The following is a 17,758-nucleotide window of genomic DNA, read 5'->3' on the forward strand; positions in this document are numbered from 1 at the left end:
TGCTATCCCTTAAGTTTTCTCTCAAACCTTTATACTATCCCCCAAAACTCTGTAGATTCCAGGTAAAACTCAGTAAAAAATACCTGGTAATCTGGTTAGTCCTGCTTTCTGTAGTCGTGTTGTCTGTAATCGATCTGGTCAGGTTATTTCCCTGATTTAAAAAGTCATTCCCTTCCAGCTTCACAACAGCCCGTTTATTCTTGAAAAATGTCTTCTCTATAAAGCCGTTAATGATCAGTGGGTTCGTGGCACCAACCGAAAAACCCTCATTGAGTGTTTTCCCTGCATTTACCCCAAACATCAGGCTTTTTAAAATAAATATCCTGCTATCCATATTAAACGTCCAGATCTGTAACGTATTTGAATTAAAGCCTCCGATTGAATATTTATTGCTATTGTAATTATAGTTCACACCGGTATTCAGCATAATCCATTTCCGGTACATCCTTAGTTCTGCTCTTTGATTGATATTAACACCCTGGCCAATATTTTTCATTTCCTCTGCAAATGAAACCCGGTGCATGTAATTAATACCACCTATCAATTCAAACGTATATTTCCTTTTCCCAAAAGGTAAAGCCCAATAATAATTACTGCCGAAATTATAATTGCCATTGGTATTCAGATAATGTGTTTCCTGGTTAAAGTTCTTCAGCGAATCGGGAGCCAGCTTATCCGGGATCAATAGAGTATTCGATACCACTTGGTTTTGCGTGACTGATCCTCTGATTCCAACCTGTAAATTACTTCCGTTTTGAGGGTTACTATGGTTATAATTCAGGTTAATCAAATGATTAAATGCAGCCTTTAAATCTGGGTTCCCAATCACTATATTATTCAGATTACGTGTATCCCTTACCGGCTGAAGCTGGTTAAAATTAGGCTCTACACTATTCCCGGTATAAAATACATTAAACTGATTTTTAGTGGAAACCATATAATTTAAACGGGCAATCGGCGAAAAGTTAAAACCAGCACGGTAAACTCTGTCCGTCCGCCCGTCATAAGCTCCGGTTAATAAACTCGGCTGCCCGGTTACCCCAAGCACATAATTGAGCTTTTTTGTTTCGTAGCGGTAATTGACCCCAATGATATGTTTACTAAAAGAAGAAGTATAAGAATTACTTAAAGAATCTATATCCCTGATATTTCCTGATTGGTCCCTGTCTTTGGTATCCAGGCTATTTCTGGTATGGTTCAAGGAAAAGAAATAGCTAAAATCAAGACTCCTTTTAACCAGTGAATCTTTCTCTTTGTTCAAGGGTTCGGTGAAAGTAAAATTAGCAGTCAGGCTGGTTGTGCGGTTACGGTCCTCAACCAACTGATCCAATAACGAATCTTTAACCGCCACCCCCGTCTTAGGATCATAGTACCTGATCTGATTGTCCAGATCACTGTTGTTTGCCGTAAGACCAGAACTACCATAAATCCCGATAGAGAACAGCCTTCCTGGTTTTTTCAACTTGCGGGCCATAGAAAAATCAGCATTCAAATTAGGATTATGCTGTTTACCAATGCGTTGTGTATTTAAATCCCGGCGGATAACCCCGGTTTGTATAGACTCATTGATGGAAGTACTATTTGTACCCTGTAAAGCCCCTCTGAATCCTCCCCTGATATAGTTATCCTGATCGGTGGACTCCAGGCTCAGGTCCAGGTTATGCCCGTTACTTTTGGAAGAATTCGTATTTGCCGATTGGTCATAGATAATTCCCTGCGGATTTACCGTTTCAATCAGACTTTGCTGTATACTTTCGTTTTTATTGTAAACGTAATTATAGTTGCTGCTAAAAACCAGCTTCTCTTTAACCTTATCCCGGTAGCTGAATCCCATATTGGAATTCGTATTGATCCCTGCCCCCGTATTGGTATTACCCGCAATAGCATTTACACCAATCTGCCGGAGGTCCCGCCACAAATAGTCATTCAGATTCAGGCCATAACGCTTATCCGTTCCCGCACTCACTGTAGCACTGCCAAAATTCCCGTTATTACGGTCTGACTTCAGTACAAGATTTAAAATCTTTTGTGGTTCTCCGGTTTTGATCCCTGTAAAGTTTGCTTTGTCACCATAATCATCAATAAACTGGATTTTGGAAACCGTACCTGCAGGCAATTTTGAAATAAACTCCTTTACATTTCCCGTAAAAAAGTCTTTCCCATTCACGCGTATTTTAGTCAGTGTTTTACCCGCAGAAGAAACATTACCGTCTTTATCCAGCTCAACACCTGGCAATTGCCTGAGCAGATCTTCCACCTTATCATTCTCATGAACAGCATAAGCATCTGCATTAAACTCTACCGTGTCTTTCATGACCCGCATAGGTACTACCTTTGCTTTGATCACGACTTCATTTAATTGAAGTGCCGAAGACTTTAAAAACAGGGTTGGCAAATTTTGGTCCGGCAGTCCGTCTTTTAAGGTAAAGACCTTGCTGTAAGCATAATAACCTATACCACGGATCAGCAATGTAATATTCCCGCTCCTCACATTGGAAAAGCCAAAACCGCCCGTAGTATCTGTATTGCTGCTTAAAGTATCTTTGCCTGTAATTAAACGCACATTTACACCAGGGATACCCACATTGGTTGTATCCTGAACCACACCGCGAACATGAATTCCGCTTTGCGCATTTACTGAAGAAAGCAGAACGCCATTTAAAAATATAACTAGAAAAATCGCTGTATATATCTTCAAAATCTTAGCTGGCAGTTATAAAAAAGATGAATATTAGCTATTAAGTCTTTCTGATCCGGATGATGTGTAACCAGTGCATCACTTTCATCAGCGGATAAGTAGGGTCAAACTCGAACCATTTAGAAGCGAAATTCGGATTGTTAGGTTTTTTATGGTGATTATTCTGGAATAACTCCCCCATCATCAGGAAATCCAGCGGAAGAGAATTTTTACTGTGGTCATTGTTATCATGATTTGAATACCCGTATTTATGGCCGCACCAGTTCACAATTGCACCATGTAAAGGGCCCATCAGGAAATGAACCGGCAACAATAAGAACATCCACCAGGCCGTAGCAAAAGTTACATAGAACCAGATGTAAAAACTAATGAAGACCATTCTTGTAATCCAGGAGTCACCTATTTTATCAATCAGCGGCCATGAAGGGTAATTATCACGGAACTGTTCTTCCGGTTCCTCATTGTATTTTGCATAGTTCAGATAGATATTTTTAGTCTGTATCATCATTCCCCATACATCTTTTACAAAATGCGGAGAGTGCGGATCTTTCTCTGTATCGCTGAAAGCATGGTGCATGCGGTGAAGAATAGCATATGCTCTTGGATTTAAGAAAGAAGAACCCTGAGACAGAAAAGTAATCGTATAGAAAAACTTCTCCCAGAACGGATTCATTTTAAACATCTTATGCGAAGCATAGCGGTGTAAAAAGAAAGTTTGAGAGAAAAGTGACAGGAACCAGTGCAGTAGAAAAAATATTAATATGATCATATTGAATTGGGTATACTATAGAACGGCGCATCCTTTGGGATGTTTCAATTACAAAAATAGAAAAAGAAAAGGGATTTGGCGCGGAATGTTTTGATTATTAATTTTTTGTTGAATACCGACAAGCGCAAAATAGAGAAAAAAAAGGCATGTATCTGATCCTGAAGTCAAACACATGCCGGAATATAATTTATCTGCCGAAATCGTCTGATACACGTACAATATCAGACTCATCAGATGGATTCGAAGGATCAGTATGCTGCCAGATCTCAGAAACAATACCCCAGTCATCCAAACCTACCAGGCGGTGTCTTTCCCCTTGTTTCAATTTAATAGTTTGCTCAGGTATCAGTTGTTGTACCTCACCCTGCTCATCAGTTTCACTGGTAATCACACCTACTGTACCACTTACCACTCTCCATATCTCTGCACGACGGTGATGATATTGCCATGATAAACGTGTATTTGGTGCAACGATTAAAATCTTAGGACTTAATTTTCCTGAGATTTTCAGCTCTTCTACATTTAGTCCGTCAAAGTAAACATTGGCAAACTGTTGTGCTTGTGCTTCATCAATCACGAAAAAACCACCCCAAGGACGGGTTTCATCACGATTTACTACGTTAAAACCCTCAATTTTTAGTCGCTGTGCAACACTGTCGAATATTTCTTTTTTCTGATCTGACATTATATATAAATATTTTAATGCTCAAATATAAGAAACAGTTTAAAATTCATCTGATTATTTGTTCGCACTGAATCCCCCTTTAACTGCCCCCTGCCTTTCGCTATGCTAAACGCATTGCAAAATATCAGTTACACAAATAAACATCCCCGCAATCCATTAAAGAACCCGTTTAAATATAAACACACACAAGCAACATAAATATAAACAGGCTAATATTTGATTTTAATATTTGTATTTTCGCGTCGTAATGGGAAAAACGGTAAATACAGAACCGAATTATACCATTAGGTATTAAATATAATCTTACTTTTGTAGAAGTTTGTATAAAGTTTAAACAGACTTAAAGAGTTAATCAAAGCTGTAAAGGCGATGATCAATCATTAATTTATATATAACATATGTTAAAAAGAGTTGTTATCACAGGGATTGGCGCATTAACGCCTTTAGGAAATGATGTAAATACTTTCTGGAGCAATACCATAGCTGGAAAAAGCGGAGCTGCAAAGATTACCCGCTTTGATGCCTCCCTCTTCCGCACGCAATTTGCTTGTGAACTCAAGGATTATGACGTTACAAAATATTTAGACAGGTCAGACATTAAAAGAACGGACCGTTTTACGCAATACGCTTTAGTAGCGTCTGATGAGGCAATCAAAGACTCTGGATTTGAATTTGACAAAATGGACCCATTTGATGTCGGTGTGATCTGGGGATCAGGACAAGGTGGAATGGATACTTTCGAGCAACAGTCTGCTGAGTTTGCGCTCGGAAATGGTACACCACGTTATAGCCCGTTCTTTGTTCCAAAACTGATTGCTAACATGGCATCAGGGATGATTTCTATCCGTAACGGTTATATGGGAATCAATTACACCACTGTTTCTGCCTGTGCAACTTCTAACACAGCAATTATGGATGCTTTCACTTATATCCGTATGGGTAAAGCAAAAATCATTGTGACCGGTGGTTCAGAAGCGCCGATTTCTGCCTCTTCAGTTGGTGGATTTTGTGCAATGAAAGCGATGTCAGCACAAAATGATACGCCTGAAACAGCTTCAAAACCATTTGACATTAAACGTGATGGTTTCGTAATGGGTGAAGGTGCAGGTGCATTGGTACTGGAAGAATACGAGCACGCCGTAAAACGCGGTGCAACTATTTACGGAGAAATTGGTGGTGCGGCAATGACTGCCGATGCTTACCATATGACAGCAACCCATCCTGAAGGTTTAGGGGCTTCTCATGCGATGAAATTAGCACTTACTGAGGCTGGTTTGACTATCCATGACATTAATTACTTAAATACACACGCTACCTCTACCCCGGTTGGTGATCTTTCTGAAACTAAAGCAGTAAGTAATCTATTGGGAACGGGTAAAAATGACTTGTTCATCAGTGCAACAAAATCTATGACTGGTCACTTATTAGGTGCAGCCGGAGCGATTGAAGCAATTATCTGTTTGTTATCAATGCGTGACAGTATTATTCCGCCAACGATTAATACAGATGAACTTGATCCTGCAATTCCATCAAACCTGAATATCGTGATTAAAGAAGCGATCTCTGCCAAAGTTACCTCAGCCATGAGTAATACTTTCGGTTTTGGCGGTCACAACGGAATCGTTGTTTTCAAATCGTTATAAACAAAAATCATTTCAAGCCGGTATGTTATTCAAACATGCCGGTTTTTTTACGCTTAAAAAAAGGCTTTATACTTTCAGCTGAAGGATAACCGATTCTACGGTAATGAGTATTTTATCCAGATTTGAAGAATGTCCGGTAATTTTCGCAATCATAATCCCCCCTTCAATCAGCGCAATGATGGAATAAGCGACCCGGTCAATATCCGTATCCGCTTTGAACTCTCCGGCTTCCATTCCTGCAGCAATCAGGTTACCAATATCTTTTTTCCAATCGGTTACAGCCTTGGCAGCTTTTGCTTTTAATAAAGTATTGGTATCATCAGCCTCTATGGCTGTATTCAGGATCGGGCAGCCGCCTGTTGGAAAAGGGGCCCCGCTGAAACTATGATAAACCTGTGCATAGACCATCAGCTTATCGTGGTAACTGCCCGCCTTCTGCATGCGCTGAGCGATAGCTTTCCTGATCTTGGACAAATTATAATCAAAAGCTGAAAGTGCAACATCTTCCTTATTCTCAAAGTTGCCATAAATACTTCCTTTGGTCAGGTGGGTAGCCTCTGTCAAATCTGACAATGAAGTCCCCGCATATCCTTTGGTATTAAATATACCCGCTGTTGTTTCAATAATAAACTGACGGGTACGCTCTGCTTTTGACAATACATGATCCATGCAACAAAAGTCCTGAAAATTTCTGTCCCAAACCATAGCTTACGTAACAAATTATCTGCAGAACGCTAAACTGCTCCGTATAATAAATTGCATAATAAAATTATTATACTAAATTTATTTCGATAACCAATTATAAACCAACCTCCTGATAAAGGAAATAGATTACAGGCCATACCCCCTTTAATCTGAACCACTTAAACTATGAATTCATTAGGCACTTACGACTACGTCGTTTTCCTCGTTTACTTCCTCATCGTCGCCCTTTATGGCTGGACAGTTTACCGAAAAAAACAAGCACAAAAAGAAAACTCAAAAGATTTCTTCCTGGCTAAAGACTCCTTAACCTGGTGGGCGATCGGTGCCTCCCTTATTGCCTCCAACATTTCAGCAGAACAATTTATTGGAATGAGCGGATCGGGCTTTACCATGGGTCTGGCCATTGCCAGTTACGAGTGGCTTGCCGCTGCAACCCTGATTATTGTCGCTATATTTTTTATTCCTGTTTATATCAAGAATAAAATCTATACGATGCCACAATTTCTCGGACAGCGGTATAACAGTACGGTAGCCATGATTATGGCTATTTTCTGGCTTTTATTGTATGTGGTCGTTAACCTGACCTCTATCCTTTACCTGGGCGCTTTAGCCATTAACAGTATCTCAGGCATTAATATTACTGCCTGTATGTATATCCTCTCTGTTTTTGCCGTAATTATTACCCTCGGCGGGATGAAAGTAATCGGCTATACGGATGTGATCCAGGTATTCTTTTTGATTCTTGGTGGCCTGGCAACAACCTACCTGGCGCTGGAATTAGTCTCTACACACTTTGGAACCACGGGCGTGTTTAACGGACTTTCGCTGATCAAAGAAAAAGCAGTAGATCACTTCCAGATGGTCTTCCATAAAGAAGATGCACATTATATGGATTTACCAGGTCTTTCGGTATTAATCGGCGGGATGTGGATCGTTAACCTCAACTATTGGGGCTGTAACCAATATATTACACAAAGAGCATTAGGTGCTGATTTAAAAACGGCCCGCAGTGGATTATTGTTTGCTGCATTCCTGAAATTACTGATGCCGGTGATCGTTGTTTTACCAGGTATCGCTGCCTATGTTTTGTATAAAGAAGGTTATGGGGATTTCCATAAAGCCATGTTAAAAGACGGTTCTCTAAATGCAGATTCGGCTTATCCTGTACTGCTTAACCTTTTACCACAGGGGCTAAAAGGATTATCCTTCGCAGCTTTAACGGCGGCCATTGTAGCTTCTCTTGCAGGGAAAGCAAACAGTATCGCGACCATATTTACCCTGGACGTGTACAAGAAAGTTATCAATAAAGATGCTGACGAAAATAAACAGGTTGTCGTTGGCCGGATTACCGTTATTGTGGCAATGGTTTTAGCCATTATTATTGCGCCACAACTCGGAATTGATAAAAAAGGAGGCTTCCAGTTTATACAGGAATATACCGGCTTTGTTTCTCCTGGTATTTTTGCCATGTTCTTACTCGGATTTTTCTGGAAAAGGACCACTTCAAATGCTGCATTATTTGCGACTATCGGTGGATTCATCCTTTCTGTGTTATTTAAAGTACTGCCATCTTTCGCTAACCTGGAATGGTTAAGCCCTTATGGTTTCTCGAAACTTGTAGAACAGAAAAATGGTGCGATGTTATATGAAATTCCTTTCATTGACCGGATGGGCTTCGTATTTGCAATTTGTGTAATTGCGATGTTCATTATCAGTAAACTGGAAAACAGGAACGGAATTAACCCTAAAGGATTGGAAGTTGACCGCTCTATGTTTAAAACCAATCAGAGTTTCGCTATTGGCTCCTTGATTGTAGGCGGGATTATCGTTGCCTTATACAGCCTTTTCTGGTAATCCCCGGTCAGGCATAAAAACAAAGCCCCTCAATCTTAACGACTGAGGGGCTATTGTATCCATTTGTGTGTGTTTGGAATTTCATCTACCCAAAAGTTCAAATTCCTTTTTATTATCAACATTGGTAAGCAACAAAACACACCGATGAAGATCCCTTTGGTAACTACCATTACCCGATTCCGGAGTTCGAATCTAACCTATTACCTGTAAAACGTAAGCAAATCAGCAAACGCTACAGCAATTCAAAATATATTTTAATCTTTTAGCAAATTCGCTTTAGTATACTCCCAGTTCATCCTTGCAATATTCAGTACAGAGATGCCCTGCGGGCATTCCACCTCACAGGCTTCCGTATTGCTGCAATGCCCAAAACCCTCTTCATCCATCCGGGAAACCATTTTCAACACCCTTTTAGCCGCTTCTTTTTCTCCTTGCGGGATTTTGGCCAAATGAGAAATCTTGGCGGAAGTAAAAAGTGCAGCACTTGAATTTTTACAGGTGGCCACACAAGCACCGCAGCCAATACAAGCCGCAGAATCAAAAGCAGATTCCGCAGTTTTATGGGTAATCAATAAAGTATTCGCCTCCGCTGGCTGACCAGTATTAGCTGTAATAAACCCACCCGCCTGTATAATACGGTCAAAAGCAGAACGATCTACTTTAAGATCCCGCTTTACTGGGAAAGCCGTTGCCCTGAAGGGTTCCACATAAATTGTAGCCCCGTCTTCAAACTCCCGCATATGCAGCTGGCAAGCCGTTAAACCGGGAACCGGCCCGTGCGCCTGTCCATTGATCATCATCCCGCAAGTCCCGCAAATTCCCTCCCGGCAATCATGGTCAAATTCAACGGGCATTTCTCCCTTAAGGATAAGCTGCTCATTTAAAGTATCCATCATTTCCAGAAAAGACATGTGGTGATCTACCTGATCCAGCATATAATCTACCAGTTTCCCTTTAGCTTTTGCATCTTTCTGACGCCATATTTTAAGATGTATCTTCATGATTCCTAACTATAACTTCTTACTGATAATTTAATAAACTCGAATTTTAAGTGTTCAGGGTGTAATAAAGGGAGATTGTCTTTTCCCTTCCACTCCCATGCAGACACATAACAATAATTTTCATCATCCCTTAATGCTTCTCCATCTGTAGTTTGATATTCTTCTCTGAAATGTGCCCCGCAGGATTCTTCTCTGCTGAGCGCATCATGACACATCAGTTCTGCAATCTCCAGATAGTCAGCTACTCTGCCCGCTTTTTCCAGCTCACTATTAATCTCACCCGCAGTACCCGGCACAATCAGGTCTTTATAAAATTCTGACCTTAATACTTTAATTCCTTCAATTGCTTCGGTTAACCCCTGTGCAGAGCGCGATAAACCACATTTATCATATAATAACTTGCCTAGTTTCTTATGGAAGTAGTCTGATGTTTTTGTACCCTTAATTTCACAAAGTACGGCCAGCTGCGCGATAACTTCTTTTTCAATCCGATCAAATTCAGGATGATCTGTGGTTATCTTTTCTTTCTTCAACTCCCCGGATAAATAATTAGCCAGCGTATACGGAAGGATGAAATACCCATCCACACAAGCCTGTAACAGGGAATTTGCACCTAGCCTGTTTGCGCCATGGTCAGCAAAATTAGCCTCTCCAATTGCAAATAAACCCGGGATAGTGGTCATCAGCTCATAGTCTACCCATAACCCGCCCATAGAAAAATGTGCAGCCGGGGAAATCTTCATCGGTGCAGCGTAAGCATCATCGGCAGTTATCTTTTTATACATAGAGAACAGGTTGCCGTATTTCTCTTTGATCTTATCTTTTCCCTGCTCTTTAATCGCTTTTGAAAAATCAAGATATACGGCATTCCGCTGTGCCCCAACTCCAAAACCAGCATCAATTCTTTCTTTGGCAGCTCTGGAAGAAATATCCCTTGGGGCCAGGTTACCAAATGAAGGATAACGTCTTTCCAGGTAATAATCTCTTTCTTGTTCAGGAATATCATTTGCAGTCCTTTGCTCATCCGGTAATTTAGGAACCCAGATCCTTCCGTCATTCCGCAATGATTCTGACATCAGCGTTAATTTTGACTGATAATCTCCAGATTGGGGTAAACTCGTCGGGTGAATCTGTGTCCAGCTTGGACAAGCCATTAGTGCTCCTCTTTTATGTGCCCGCCAGATGGCCGAACCATTACAGCCCATAGCCAGGGTAGATAAATAATAAATCTTACCAAACCCGCCTGTAGCAATCACGACAGCTTCGCCAGCAAAACGTTCCATTATCCCGCTATCCAGATTACGCGCAATAATCCCTTTGGCTTTCCCTTCTACCACGACCAGGTCCAGCATTTCATGCCTGCTGTATAAAGTAACTTTTCCAAGAGAAACCTGCCGCATCAATGCCTGATAAGCACCCAGCAATAACTGCTGCCCGGTTTGTCCCCGCGCATAAAAAGTACGGCTCACCTGTACCCCGCCAAAAGAGCGGTTACTCAGGTAGCCGCCGTATTCCCTTGCAAAAGGTACACCCTGCGCTACTGCCTGATCAATCAGATTTAAAGAACATTCCGCTAAACGGTATACGTTAGCTTCCCGTGCCCTGAAATCTCCGCCTTTCAGCGTATCATAAAACATCCTGTAAACAGAATCTCCATCGTTCTGGTAATTTTTAGCTGCATTAACACCGCCCTGAGCAGCTACTGAGTGTGCTCTTCTGGCAGAATCCTGGAAACAAAAAGAGGTAACCGGGTAACCCTGTTCTGCTAAAGAGGCAGCGGCAGAGGCACCCGCAAGTCCGGTTCCAACCACAATAACAGGTAATTTTTTCCGGTTCGCAGGATTAACCAGTTTCGCCTGCGCTTTATACTGGCTCCATTTAGTTTCTAATGGGCCGGCTGGTATTTTAGCATCTAATTCCATAATCCGAATTGAGTAAGGTGAACGTAAACCGGGATAACTGCAAAACCGATAGTAACTGCATAACTGTAAACCGTACCAAATATTTGTACGAGTGCAGCATATCCCGGGTGATATAAGCCTAATGTTCTGACCGCACTTTTAAATCCATGTAAAAGGTGAAAGCCTAAGGCAAACATCGATAGCACATAAAGTAATACGTACCACCACGATTTAAAGGCGTGGACAACCACTACATATAAATCTTTATTTCCATTTTTATCAAAAGGTACCGTCCCGAATTTATAAACGTACCAGAAATCTTTAAAGTGAATCACCAGGAAAATCAAGAGTATAGTACCCAGGATACCCATATTTCTGGAATACCATTTACTGGCTTGTTTCCGGTTATCATAAGCATATTTAGCAGCCGTTTGTTTATTTTTCAAGGTGATAACTAAAGCATCCACTGCATGTGCAATCAGCGAAAAATATAGTACATAAGAAATCATCCTGATAAATATGTTGCCCGACAAAAGGTTAGAATAGTAATTGAAACTCTCTGCCGCGCGGTCTGCCGGTAATAATAACTGCAAATTCCCCAGTAAATGGATTACCAGGAAAAAGCACAGGAACAGTCCGGTCAGGGCCATCAGGTTTTTTCGTGATAAAGTGCTTTTTAAAAAAGTTATGTTCATATTATTTTGATTAATAAACTCCGGTGACTTTCCACCATAAACCACCCAATCCCATCCAGATCGCTAATAAAGCGACTCCGACAATCAATCCCATAATCCACCATTGTTTAACATCCACGTACCCGCTTCCAAAATATACCGGAGCAGGGCCGTGCGCATAATGTGTAATCGTACCAAACAATGAACCAGTAAAACCTAACATAAGGGCTAATAACAATGGAGGGACACCCATTGCAATACCTACCGCCAACAAAGCAGCATACATTGCAGCTACATGGGCAGTTGCACTCGCAAACAGGTAATGACTTAGAAAATAGACCACGATAATGATCGGGAAAGCCAGTGTCCAGGACATTCCTAAAAGTAAAGTCTGTATTAAATGTCCAAACCAGGGAATAAAGCCCAGTTCGTTTAATGAGCCCGCCATCATCACCAGTGTTGCAAACCAGACGATGGTATCCCATGCTCCTTTTTCTGCTTTGACATCTTCCCAGGTCAGTACCTGGGTAAGCAATAGAATAGAAAGGCCGATAAATGCAGTCGTTGTTGCATCTATTTTAAACAGATCTCCGGTTACCCAAAGTACCAGTAAAATCACGAATGCCAATAACATCAGCCATTCATTTTTTGTGATTTTACCCATTTCTTTCAACTTGGCTACAGCCATTGCAGGTGCTTCTGTTGTCTTTTTCAGTTCAGGAGGGAAAATTTTATAGAGTAAATAGGGAATAATAATTACAGAAGCCAGTCCGGGAACTATTGCTGCCCAGAACCACGACATCCAGCTGATATGAATTCCCATATCTGCTGCAAATTTCTGACACATCGGGTTACTTGCTGTTCCGGTCAGAAACATAGCAGAAGCAATCAGGTTCATGTAATAGCTGTTCAGCGTAAGGTATGCACCAACTTTCCGGTGTGTTTCTACCTTATCGGGCATAGAACCCAGGCTCATCGCCATAGATTTCATGATCGGATATATAATCCCTCCTCCCCTTGCTGTGTTACTTGGAATAGCCGGGGCAAGTATTAAGTCGGCAGCACCCAGACTGTAAGCTAAACCCAGGGAACTTTTCCCGAATAACTTAATGAAGATATAAGCGATCCTGCTTCCCAGACCTGTTTTGATGAAACCACGGGCGATAAAAAAACTGATTCCGATTAACCAGATTACTTTATCACCGAAACTTCTTAAGGCCAGTGTAATTGATTTCCCCGGATTACCGGGTGCAAGCACACCAGTCATTGCAACCAGCGCGATAGCCATCATACAAAGTGTTCCCATACTTGCTGCTTTCAGGATAATTCCGACAATAGTGGCCAGAAAGATGGCCAGTAAATGCCATGCTTCCGGTTTAACACCTTCGGGGGCGGGAATAAACCAGATTGCGAGCCCGAATACAACGGTAATCAGCAATGGAATGGGTTGAATTTCTTTTTTTGGAGGCACGGCTGCCGCTGGAGTAGATGTAGATTTCATGATGGTATTTTATAATCTTGATTGGACCTGTACTATAAACAATTCATTGTTGTATTGTGTGGTTCCGGGAACATTTCTTTTGTATCGGTCAATATTGACCCCCACCTGGATACGTGCACTATAAGCTTTCAAAAACTCTGCACTGACCATTGGTGTCCAGGTCTGTCTTGGATTATTAGAGGCATGTTTAAAATCGTTGTCAAAATTCTCGTACCTGCAGGAGAACTCCAATGAGCTTAAACGGTGGTAATTGATCGCATATCTCAGATTGGGTAGAAAATACATTCCGCGCATCTGGTAATTACCCACACCACCAACACGTTTAGCAGAATCCAGCCCGTAATAATAGGTATGGTTATTTCCCTGCTTAAATTCCGTTTCTATTTCCAATGACCACTTTTTACCCAGGGGAACAACACCGGATAAATCTACGCCCGAAGCATATACGTTGCTTCCTAAAACAGTTGCCAATCCGCCATTCAATCCTAATTTAATCTTCAGACTTTTTTGCAGGCCTAATTCTACCCGGGTAGAAAAGTGTTTCCCGTTATCGTTATCCATTAGTTGGTTCCTGTTATTTCCATTGACCACAGAAAGCTCATATTTAACAGGGATTTCTCCATGGGTTGCCCCATAAATACTTGCCCCGATCTGGAAACTCTGCCAGCCGTTATTCCCGAAGGCGGTATATTGATTCGAATAATCCATTGATTTAATAACATCAACAGGGTACATATCTTCTAATCCAAAAGCAGGTCTGAATTGTCCCATTTTCAGATTTATAAAATTATCCAGCCTGTAGGTGATATAAGCATTCTCCAAAACTTTATTTTTAGGATCAGATTTAAAATCTGCCAGGTTAAGCAATAGTACTACATCTGTACGATCTGATATTTTCGAAGTAAACTGTAACCTTGCCCGTTTAATATCAAAATCATTATAAACGGCTTTCCCATCTGGGTGATGCAAGCCATTTAAATCGATGTTTTTATTGCCGCTAAAAAGATACCGGGCCTGAAATAGCCCGCGCATGGTAATCTTACCTGTAGCTGTAGAATCTTTTTTCACAGGCTCCTGTGCCCTGATTTGGAAAACGCCTGTAAAGGAGAGTACCAGTACGATTAAGAATTTATTCATATGGATTTTAATTATCAGCTAAAAAAACCAATGGTGATTTATTAAGCATATATAAAGATCCGCTTAAATGATGCGCCAGCGCATGTCTGCTATCATCACAAAATATGATCTTCATCAGCAAAACCTGATTTTTATAGTAATTATTAAATAAGAGGTCAAATGGTTTAAAATAAATAACTGAGCAGAAGGAGTAATATTTTAATTTCTCCTGTTTTTGCCTATGAATATAATAAATTCATTCTTTAAAACCCTGCTTCTACAAACATTTTCGTCTTACAAGTAATTTAAATGCCTAATTTTGAATGATTACAAATACCCCACCACATGATAAAATACAGTTTACTTATTCTATTGTTTTTTTCCTCAAACTTGTTGTTTGCACAAACAGGTAAAATAGAATTGAAGACGCTGAAACCGGTTTATGAAACCAATCAATATCCAGAGATATTTTATGCAGCAAATCCAAAAATTGCTGAGAAAATAAATACCTTCCTGCAACTGGAAGACCTGGAACATCTGCCAAATGTTTTTCAAAAACACCCTTTTGAAAAAGTCTGCTACGACGAACAAGCGACCAGAGGCTCTATCAGCTTTGAAAGCTGGAAACAATTTAAAACCACAAAAAACATTTTAAGCTTCTCGGTTAGCGGTGACGCGACTGGTGCTTATTCAGAAAATTTTGAAGCCTACCATAATTTCGACCTCAGCACTGGTGACCCGGTAATTTTAAAAACACTATTTACTAAAACCGGTACTGCACAGCTGGAAAAGCTCCTGAATAAAAAAGTTGAACAGCGGATAACTTCTTATCTAAAAGCAAACCAGCCGCCCGAAAAAACGGAAGGAACTGTCAAACAAGAAGATGATGACATAGATGAACAGATCAGTATGTATAACGACTGTTTAAATGATGTAAAATCTAATACGCTGGAATGGTACAAATTTTACTTCAGTCAGGACAGTATTACTTTTGTGAGAGGAAGGTGTTCTAACCATGCGTTAAGGGCGCTGGATGATTTAGATGACTATTTTATTACTTTTTCTTTCCGGGAACTGAGTTCATACTTATCATTATCAGGTAAACAATTATTAAATGATAGTAAGAACCTCGTTCCACTTTCAAGTCCTGAAGGAAAGATGTTCAGGGGAAAAATCAATGATAAATATCCGGTTAGCCTGATTATTTCTAAAATCTATGAGGATGGCTCTTTGCAGCTAAAATACTGGTACGATAAAGTTAAAACTCCGATTGAGTGGAGAGGAAAGTTTGAAAACAACCATTTTTCCCTGGTGGAAGATGATTACCATAGTGAGGAGTTAAAAGCCTGGGTGCCCAGAGCTAATATTGAAGCAGATTGGAGGAATGGAAATAAAATTAACGGCACCTGGATCAATTACACTACTAAAAAAGTTTTAAAAGTTGAATTGAGCCGCTACTAAATCGCTGAATTTATTTAGAATGATTACACGTATCTCTAGGAATCTTAAATTAATATCATTTACTTTGCGCTCTATCTTAATTCATTCTAAATAAATAGCATGGGGTTTTTAACCTCCCGATTTATAATTAGGCTTCGGTTATGACTTTAAAAAAGATTAACGCATGGTTACATTTATGGCTGGGCCTTGGTTCAGGCCTGATTGTATTTATTGTAAGTATTACAGGATGTATTTATGTTTTTGAAAAAGAAATAAGAAGCTTTTACCAGCCATGGCAGTTTGTACAGCCTCAGGAGAAACCCTTTCTATTACCGACCCAGCTTATTGACAGTGCGAAACCGGAATTAGGAAAATTAAAGCCGACTTCTATTAATTACGGGCAGAAAAATGAAGCGGCGACCGTGAATTCTCTAAACCGTAAAAAAGGGACAAGCCTGGTTATTTTCATGAACCCCTATACTGCTGAGATCATTCATATTGACCGCAAGAGTAAAAAAAGCAATGCAGATTTCTTCAGGTTTATTTTGAATGGCCACCGTACACTGTGGATGGGCAAAACAGGTTCAAAAATAATCGGAATAGGTGTACTGGTTTTTGTGGTTTTATTAATCTCAGGGATTGTTTTATGGTGGCCAAAAAAGTGGATCCAATCAATCCGGGACCAAAGTTTTAAAATTAAATGGAGCGGCAGCTTTAAGCGCGTCAACTATGATCTGCATAAAGTAGCGGGTTTTTATGTGTTCCTGGTCTTACTGCTCATTTCATTAACAGGTCTTGTATACAGTTATAAATGGTATAGTAAATCTTTATACTGGGTAACTTCGGGCGGAAAATCTTTAGAGGCAAGGCCAAGACCTTTATCAGATACGACGACAAATGCTGTGTTTCAGCCAAAAAATATTGATAAGATTTATAGTAAGTTAGCCACTACAAGTGAGGCTTCGGGAATGTTTATTACGCTCCCTGCAAAAGCTTCTGACGCTATAGGGTTCATCGTTTATTTAAAAGCAGGAACACTTTATAAAGCAGACAGGTATGCTTTCGATCAATATACGATGAAACAGTTTGCTGGCAACTCGCCGCTGCTTGGGAAATACGAGGATGCAAGTATTCCAGATAAAATCAGAAGAATGAACTATGATCTGCATGTAGGTTCAGTAATGGGCCTGCCAACAAAAATCATAGCCTTCTTAGCTAGCCTGATCTCAGCAAGTTTGCCGATTACCGGGTTTTTAGTATGGTACGGCAAGAAATTCAAAAAGAAAAAGGGTAAGAAACCATTGGTTCAGGAAAAAATGGTCTTGAAAAAGACAATTGCCCCATGGGAGCTTAAAAAGGTAAGTACTGCAGCTATGCAGGAGCCTGTCGCTTAAACTCATTAAATATTTCTGGGATTACAAAAATTAATGCGCTATTCTGGGTCTTATACGGATATAGGTTTACAGTTTTGAGTTAATTGACTCAAATGAAAGCACTAGAAACGGAGCCAAAAACTTACTCCAAAACCTTTAGAGAAAAGCTAGTTATTATGGTAGTTTATCAGAATCTACCTGCCAAAGCTGTTGCAAAAATGCACCATTTACCCAGTGTCCATATGCTCACCAATTGGGTAAGTATTTATAAGAAAAAATTAGAAAAAGGAGCTGTATCTTTATTACCTATGGATCCCAAAGTTAAAGATTCCAAAGCTCTTCAGGCTAGAATCAGGCAATTAGAGAAATCCTTGGATAAAGCGAATGTGCTTATCTAT

The 17,758-nt window shown here is 40.3% G+C and carries 14 protein-coding genes; 5 read left to right on the forward strand and 9 right to left on the reverse strand.

The genetic code is table 11. The features are described 5' to 3' along the window. Nucleotides 1-34 precede the first annotated feature (34 nt). The 3 genes from LY11_RS22325 to LY11_RS22335 all read right to left on the reverse strand — a co-directional run bounded on the left by LY11_RS22325 (nt 35) and on the right by LY11_RS22335 (nt 4,152). The gene (locus LY11_RS22325) at nt 35-2,698 is read right to left on the reverse strand and encodes an outer membrane beta-barrel protein (RefSeq protein ID WP_111635839.1); all 2,664 of its coding nucleotides are present in this window, start codon (nt 2,696-2,698) and stop codon (nt 35-37) included. A 40-nt stretch (nt 2,699-2,738) separates the two neighbouring features. Continuing rightward, on the reverse strand, nt 2,739-3,467 hold the full coding sequence (locus LY11_RS22330) for an acyl-CoA desaturase (protein WP_111635840.1): 729 nt from the start codon (nt 3,465-3,467) through the stop codon (nt 2,739-2,741). A gap of 187 nt (nt 3,468-3,654) precedes the next feature. After that, entirely contained in the window at nt 3,655-4,152 is a 498-nt protein-coding gene (locus tag LY11_RS22335) for a cupin domain-containing protein (RefSeq protein ID WP_111635841.1), read from the reverse strand. Nucleotides 4,153-4,550: 398 nt separating this feature from the next. Between LY11_RS22335 and fabF the strand changes: the two genes are divergently transcribed. Then, on the forward strand, nt 4,551-5,795 hold the full coding sequence (gene fabF, locus LY11_RS22340; RefSeq protein ID WP_111635842.1) for a beta-ketoacyl-ACP synthase II: 1,245 nt from the start codon (nt 4,551-4,553) through the stop codon (nt 5,793-5,795). Nucleotides 5,796-5,861: 66 nt separating this feature from the next. Here the strand turns inward: fabF and LY11_RS22345 are convergent, their stop codons facing one another. Next, entirely contained in the window at nt 5,862-6,464 is a 603-nt protein-coding gene (locus tag LY11_RS22345) for a TetR/AcrR family transcriptional regulator (protein WP_111635843.1), read from the reverse strand. A gap of 201 nt (nt 6,465-6,665) precedes the next feature. Here LY11_RS22345 and LY11_RS22350 point away from each other — a divergent pair, with 201 nt between their 5' ends. Next, nucleotides 6,666-8,354: a sodium/sugar symporter gene (locus tag LY11_RS22350; RefSeq protein ID WP_111635844.1), complete on the forward strand. Its 1,689-nt coding sequence runs from the start codon at nt 6,666-6,668 to the stop codon at nt 8,352-8,354. Nucleotides 8,355-8,608: 254 nt separating this feature from the next. Here the strand turns inward: LY11_RS22350 and LY11_RS22355 are convergent, their stop codons facing one another. From LY11_RS22355 to LY11_RS22375, 5 genes are read right to left on the reverse strand one after another with little or no spacing between them, the layout of a single operon-like run. Next, nucleotides 8,609-9,355 carry a succinate dehydrogenase/fumarate reductase iron-sulfur subunit gene (locus tag LY11_RS22355; protein ID WP_111635845.1) on the reverse strand — a complete coding sequence of 249 codons (747 nt, stop codon included), beginning with the start codon at nt 9,353-9,355 and terminating at the stop codon, nt 8,609-8,611. 5 nt (nt 9,356-9,360) lie between these two features. Continuing rightward, entirely contained in the window at nt 9,361-11,277 is a 1,917-nt protein-coding gene (locus LY11_RS22360) for a fumarate reductase/succinate dehydrogenase flavoprotein subunit (protein ID WP_111635846.1), read from the reverse strand. Then, the gene (locus LY11_RS22365) at nt 11,268-11,951 is read right to left on the reverse strand and encodes a succinate dehydrogenase cytochrome b subunit (RefSeq protein ID WP_111635847.1); all 684 of its coding nucleotides are present in this window, start codon (nt 11,949-11,951) and stop codon (nt 11,268-11,270) included. The genes LY11_RS22360 and LY11_RS22365 overlap by 10 nt, the downstream gene beginning before the upstream one ends. A gap of 10 nt (nt 11,952-11,961) precedes the next feature. Then, a complete protein-coding gene (locus tag LY11_RS22370; protein WP_111635848.1) occupies nt 11,962-13,431 on the reverse strand; it encodes an anion permease in 1,470 nt (489 codons plus the stop codon). Nucleotides 13,432-13,440: 9 nt separating this feature from the next. Next, nucleotides 13,441-14,568: a porin gene (locus LY11_RS22375; protein ID WP_111635849.1), complete on the reverse strand. Its 1,128-nt coding sequence runs from the start codon at nt 14,566-14,568 to the stop codon at nt 13,441-13,443. 324 nt (nt 14,569-14,892) lie between these two features. Between LY11_RS22375 and LY11_RS22380 the strand changes: the two genes are divergently transcribed. From LY11_RS22380 to LY11_RS22390, 3 genes are all read left to right on the forward strand, one after another. Further along, nucleotides 14,893-16,008, forward strand: a complete 1,116-nt coding sequence (locus LY11_RS22380; RefSeq protein ID WP_146610896.1) for a hypothetical protein — start codon at nt 14,893-14,895, stop codon at nt 16,006-16,008. Nucleotides 16,009-16,148: 140 nt separating this feature from the next. Further along, the gene (locus tag LY11_RS22385) at nt 16,149-17,381 is read left to right on the forward strand and encodes a PepSY-associated TM helix domain-containing protein (protein WP_111635851.1); all 1,233 of its coding nucleotides are present in this window, start codon (nt 16,149-16,151) and stop codon (nt 17,379-17,381) included. 92 nt (nt 17,382-17,473) lie between these two features. Next, on the forward strand, nt 17,474-17,758 hold a 285-nt coding region (locus LY11_RS22390; RefSeq protein WP_211321584.1), incomplete at its 3' end, for a hypothetical protein.

Origin of the sequence: Pedobacter cryoconitis (genome assembly GCF_003259615.1) — a bacterium.
GTDB classification, from domain to species: domain Bacteria; phylum Bacteroidota; class Bacteroidia; order Sphingobacteriales; family Sphingobacteriaceae; genus Pedobacter; species Pedobacter cryoconitis.

Coding starts and splice junctions, on each gene's coding strand:
- LY11_RS22375 (WP_111635849.1), bottom strand. CDS start 14,568: ATGAATAAATTCTTAATCGTACTGGTACTCTCCTTTACAGGCGTTTTC.
- LY11_RS22365 (WP_111635847.1), bottom strand. CDS start 11,951: ATGAACATAACTTTTTTAAAAAGCACTTTATCACGAAAAAACCTGATG.
- LY11_RS22330 (WP_111635840.1), bottom strand. CDS start 3,467: ATGATCATATTAATATTTTTTCTACTGCACTGGTTCCTGTCACTTTTC.
- LY11_RS22370 (WP_111635848.1), bottom strand. CDS start 13,431: ATGAAATCTACATCTACTCCAGCGGCAGCCGTGCCTCCAAAAAAAGAA.
- LY11_RS22350 (WP_111635844.1), top strand. CDS start 6,666: ATGAATTCATTAGGCACTTACGACTACGTCGTTTTCCTCGTTTACTTC.
- fabF (WP_111635842.1), top strand. CDS start 4,551: ATGTTAAAAAGAGTTGTTATCACAGGGATTGGCGCATTAACGCCTTTA.
- LY11_RS22355 (WP_111635845.1), bottom strand. CDS start 9,355: ATGAAGATACATCTTAAAATATGGCGTCAGAAAGATGCAAAAGCTAAA.
- LY11_RS22385 (WP_111635851.1), top strand. CDS start 16,149: ATGACTTTAAAAAAGATTAACGCATGGTTACATTTATGGCTGGGCCTT.
- LY11_RS22335 (WP_111635841.1), bottom strand. CDS start 4,152: ATGTCAGATCAGAAAAAAGAAATATTCGACAGTGTTGCACAGCGACTA.
- LY11_RS22360 (WP_111635846.1), bottom strand. CDS start 11,277: ATGGAATTAGATGCTAAAATACCAGCCGGCCCATTAGAAACTAAATGG.
- LY11_RS22380 (WP_146610896.1), top strand. CDS start 14,893: ATGATAAAATACAGTTTACTTATTCTATTGTTTTTTTCCTCAAACTTG.
- LY11_RS22345 (WP_111635843.1), bottom strand. CDS start 6,464: ATGGATCATGTATTGTCAAAAGCAGAGCGTACCCGTCAGTTTATTATT.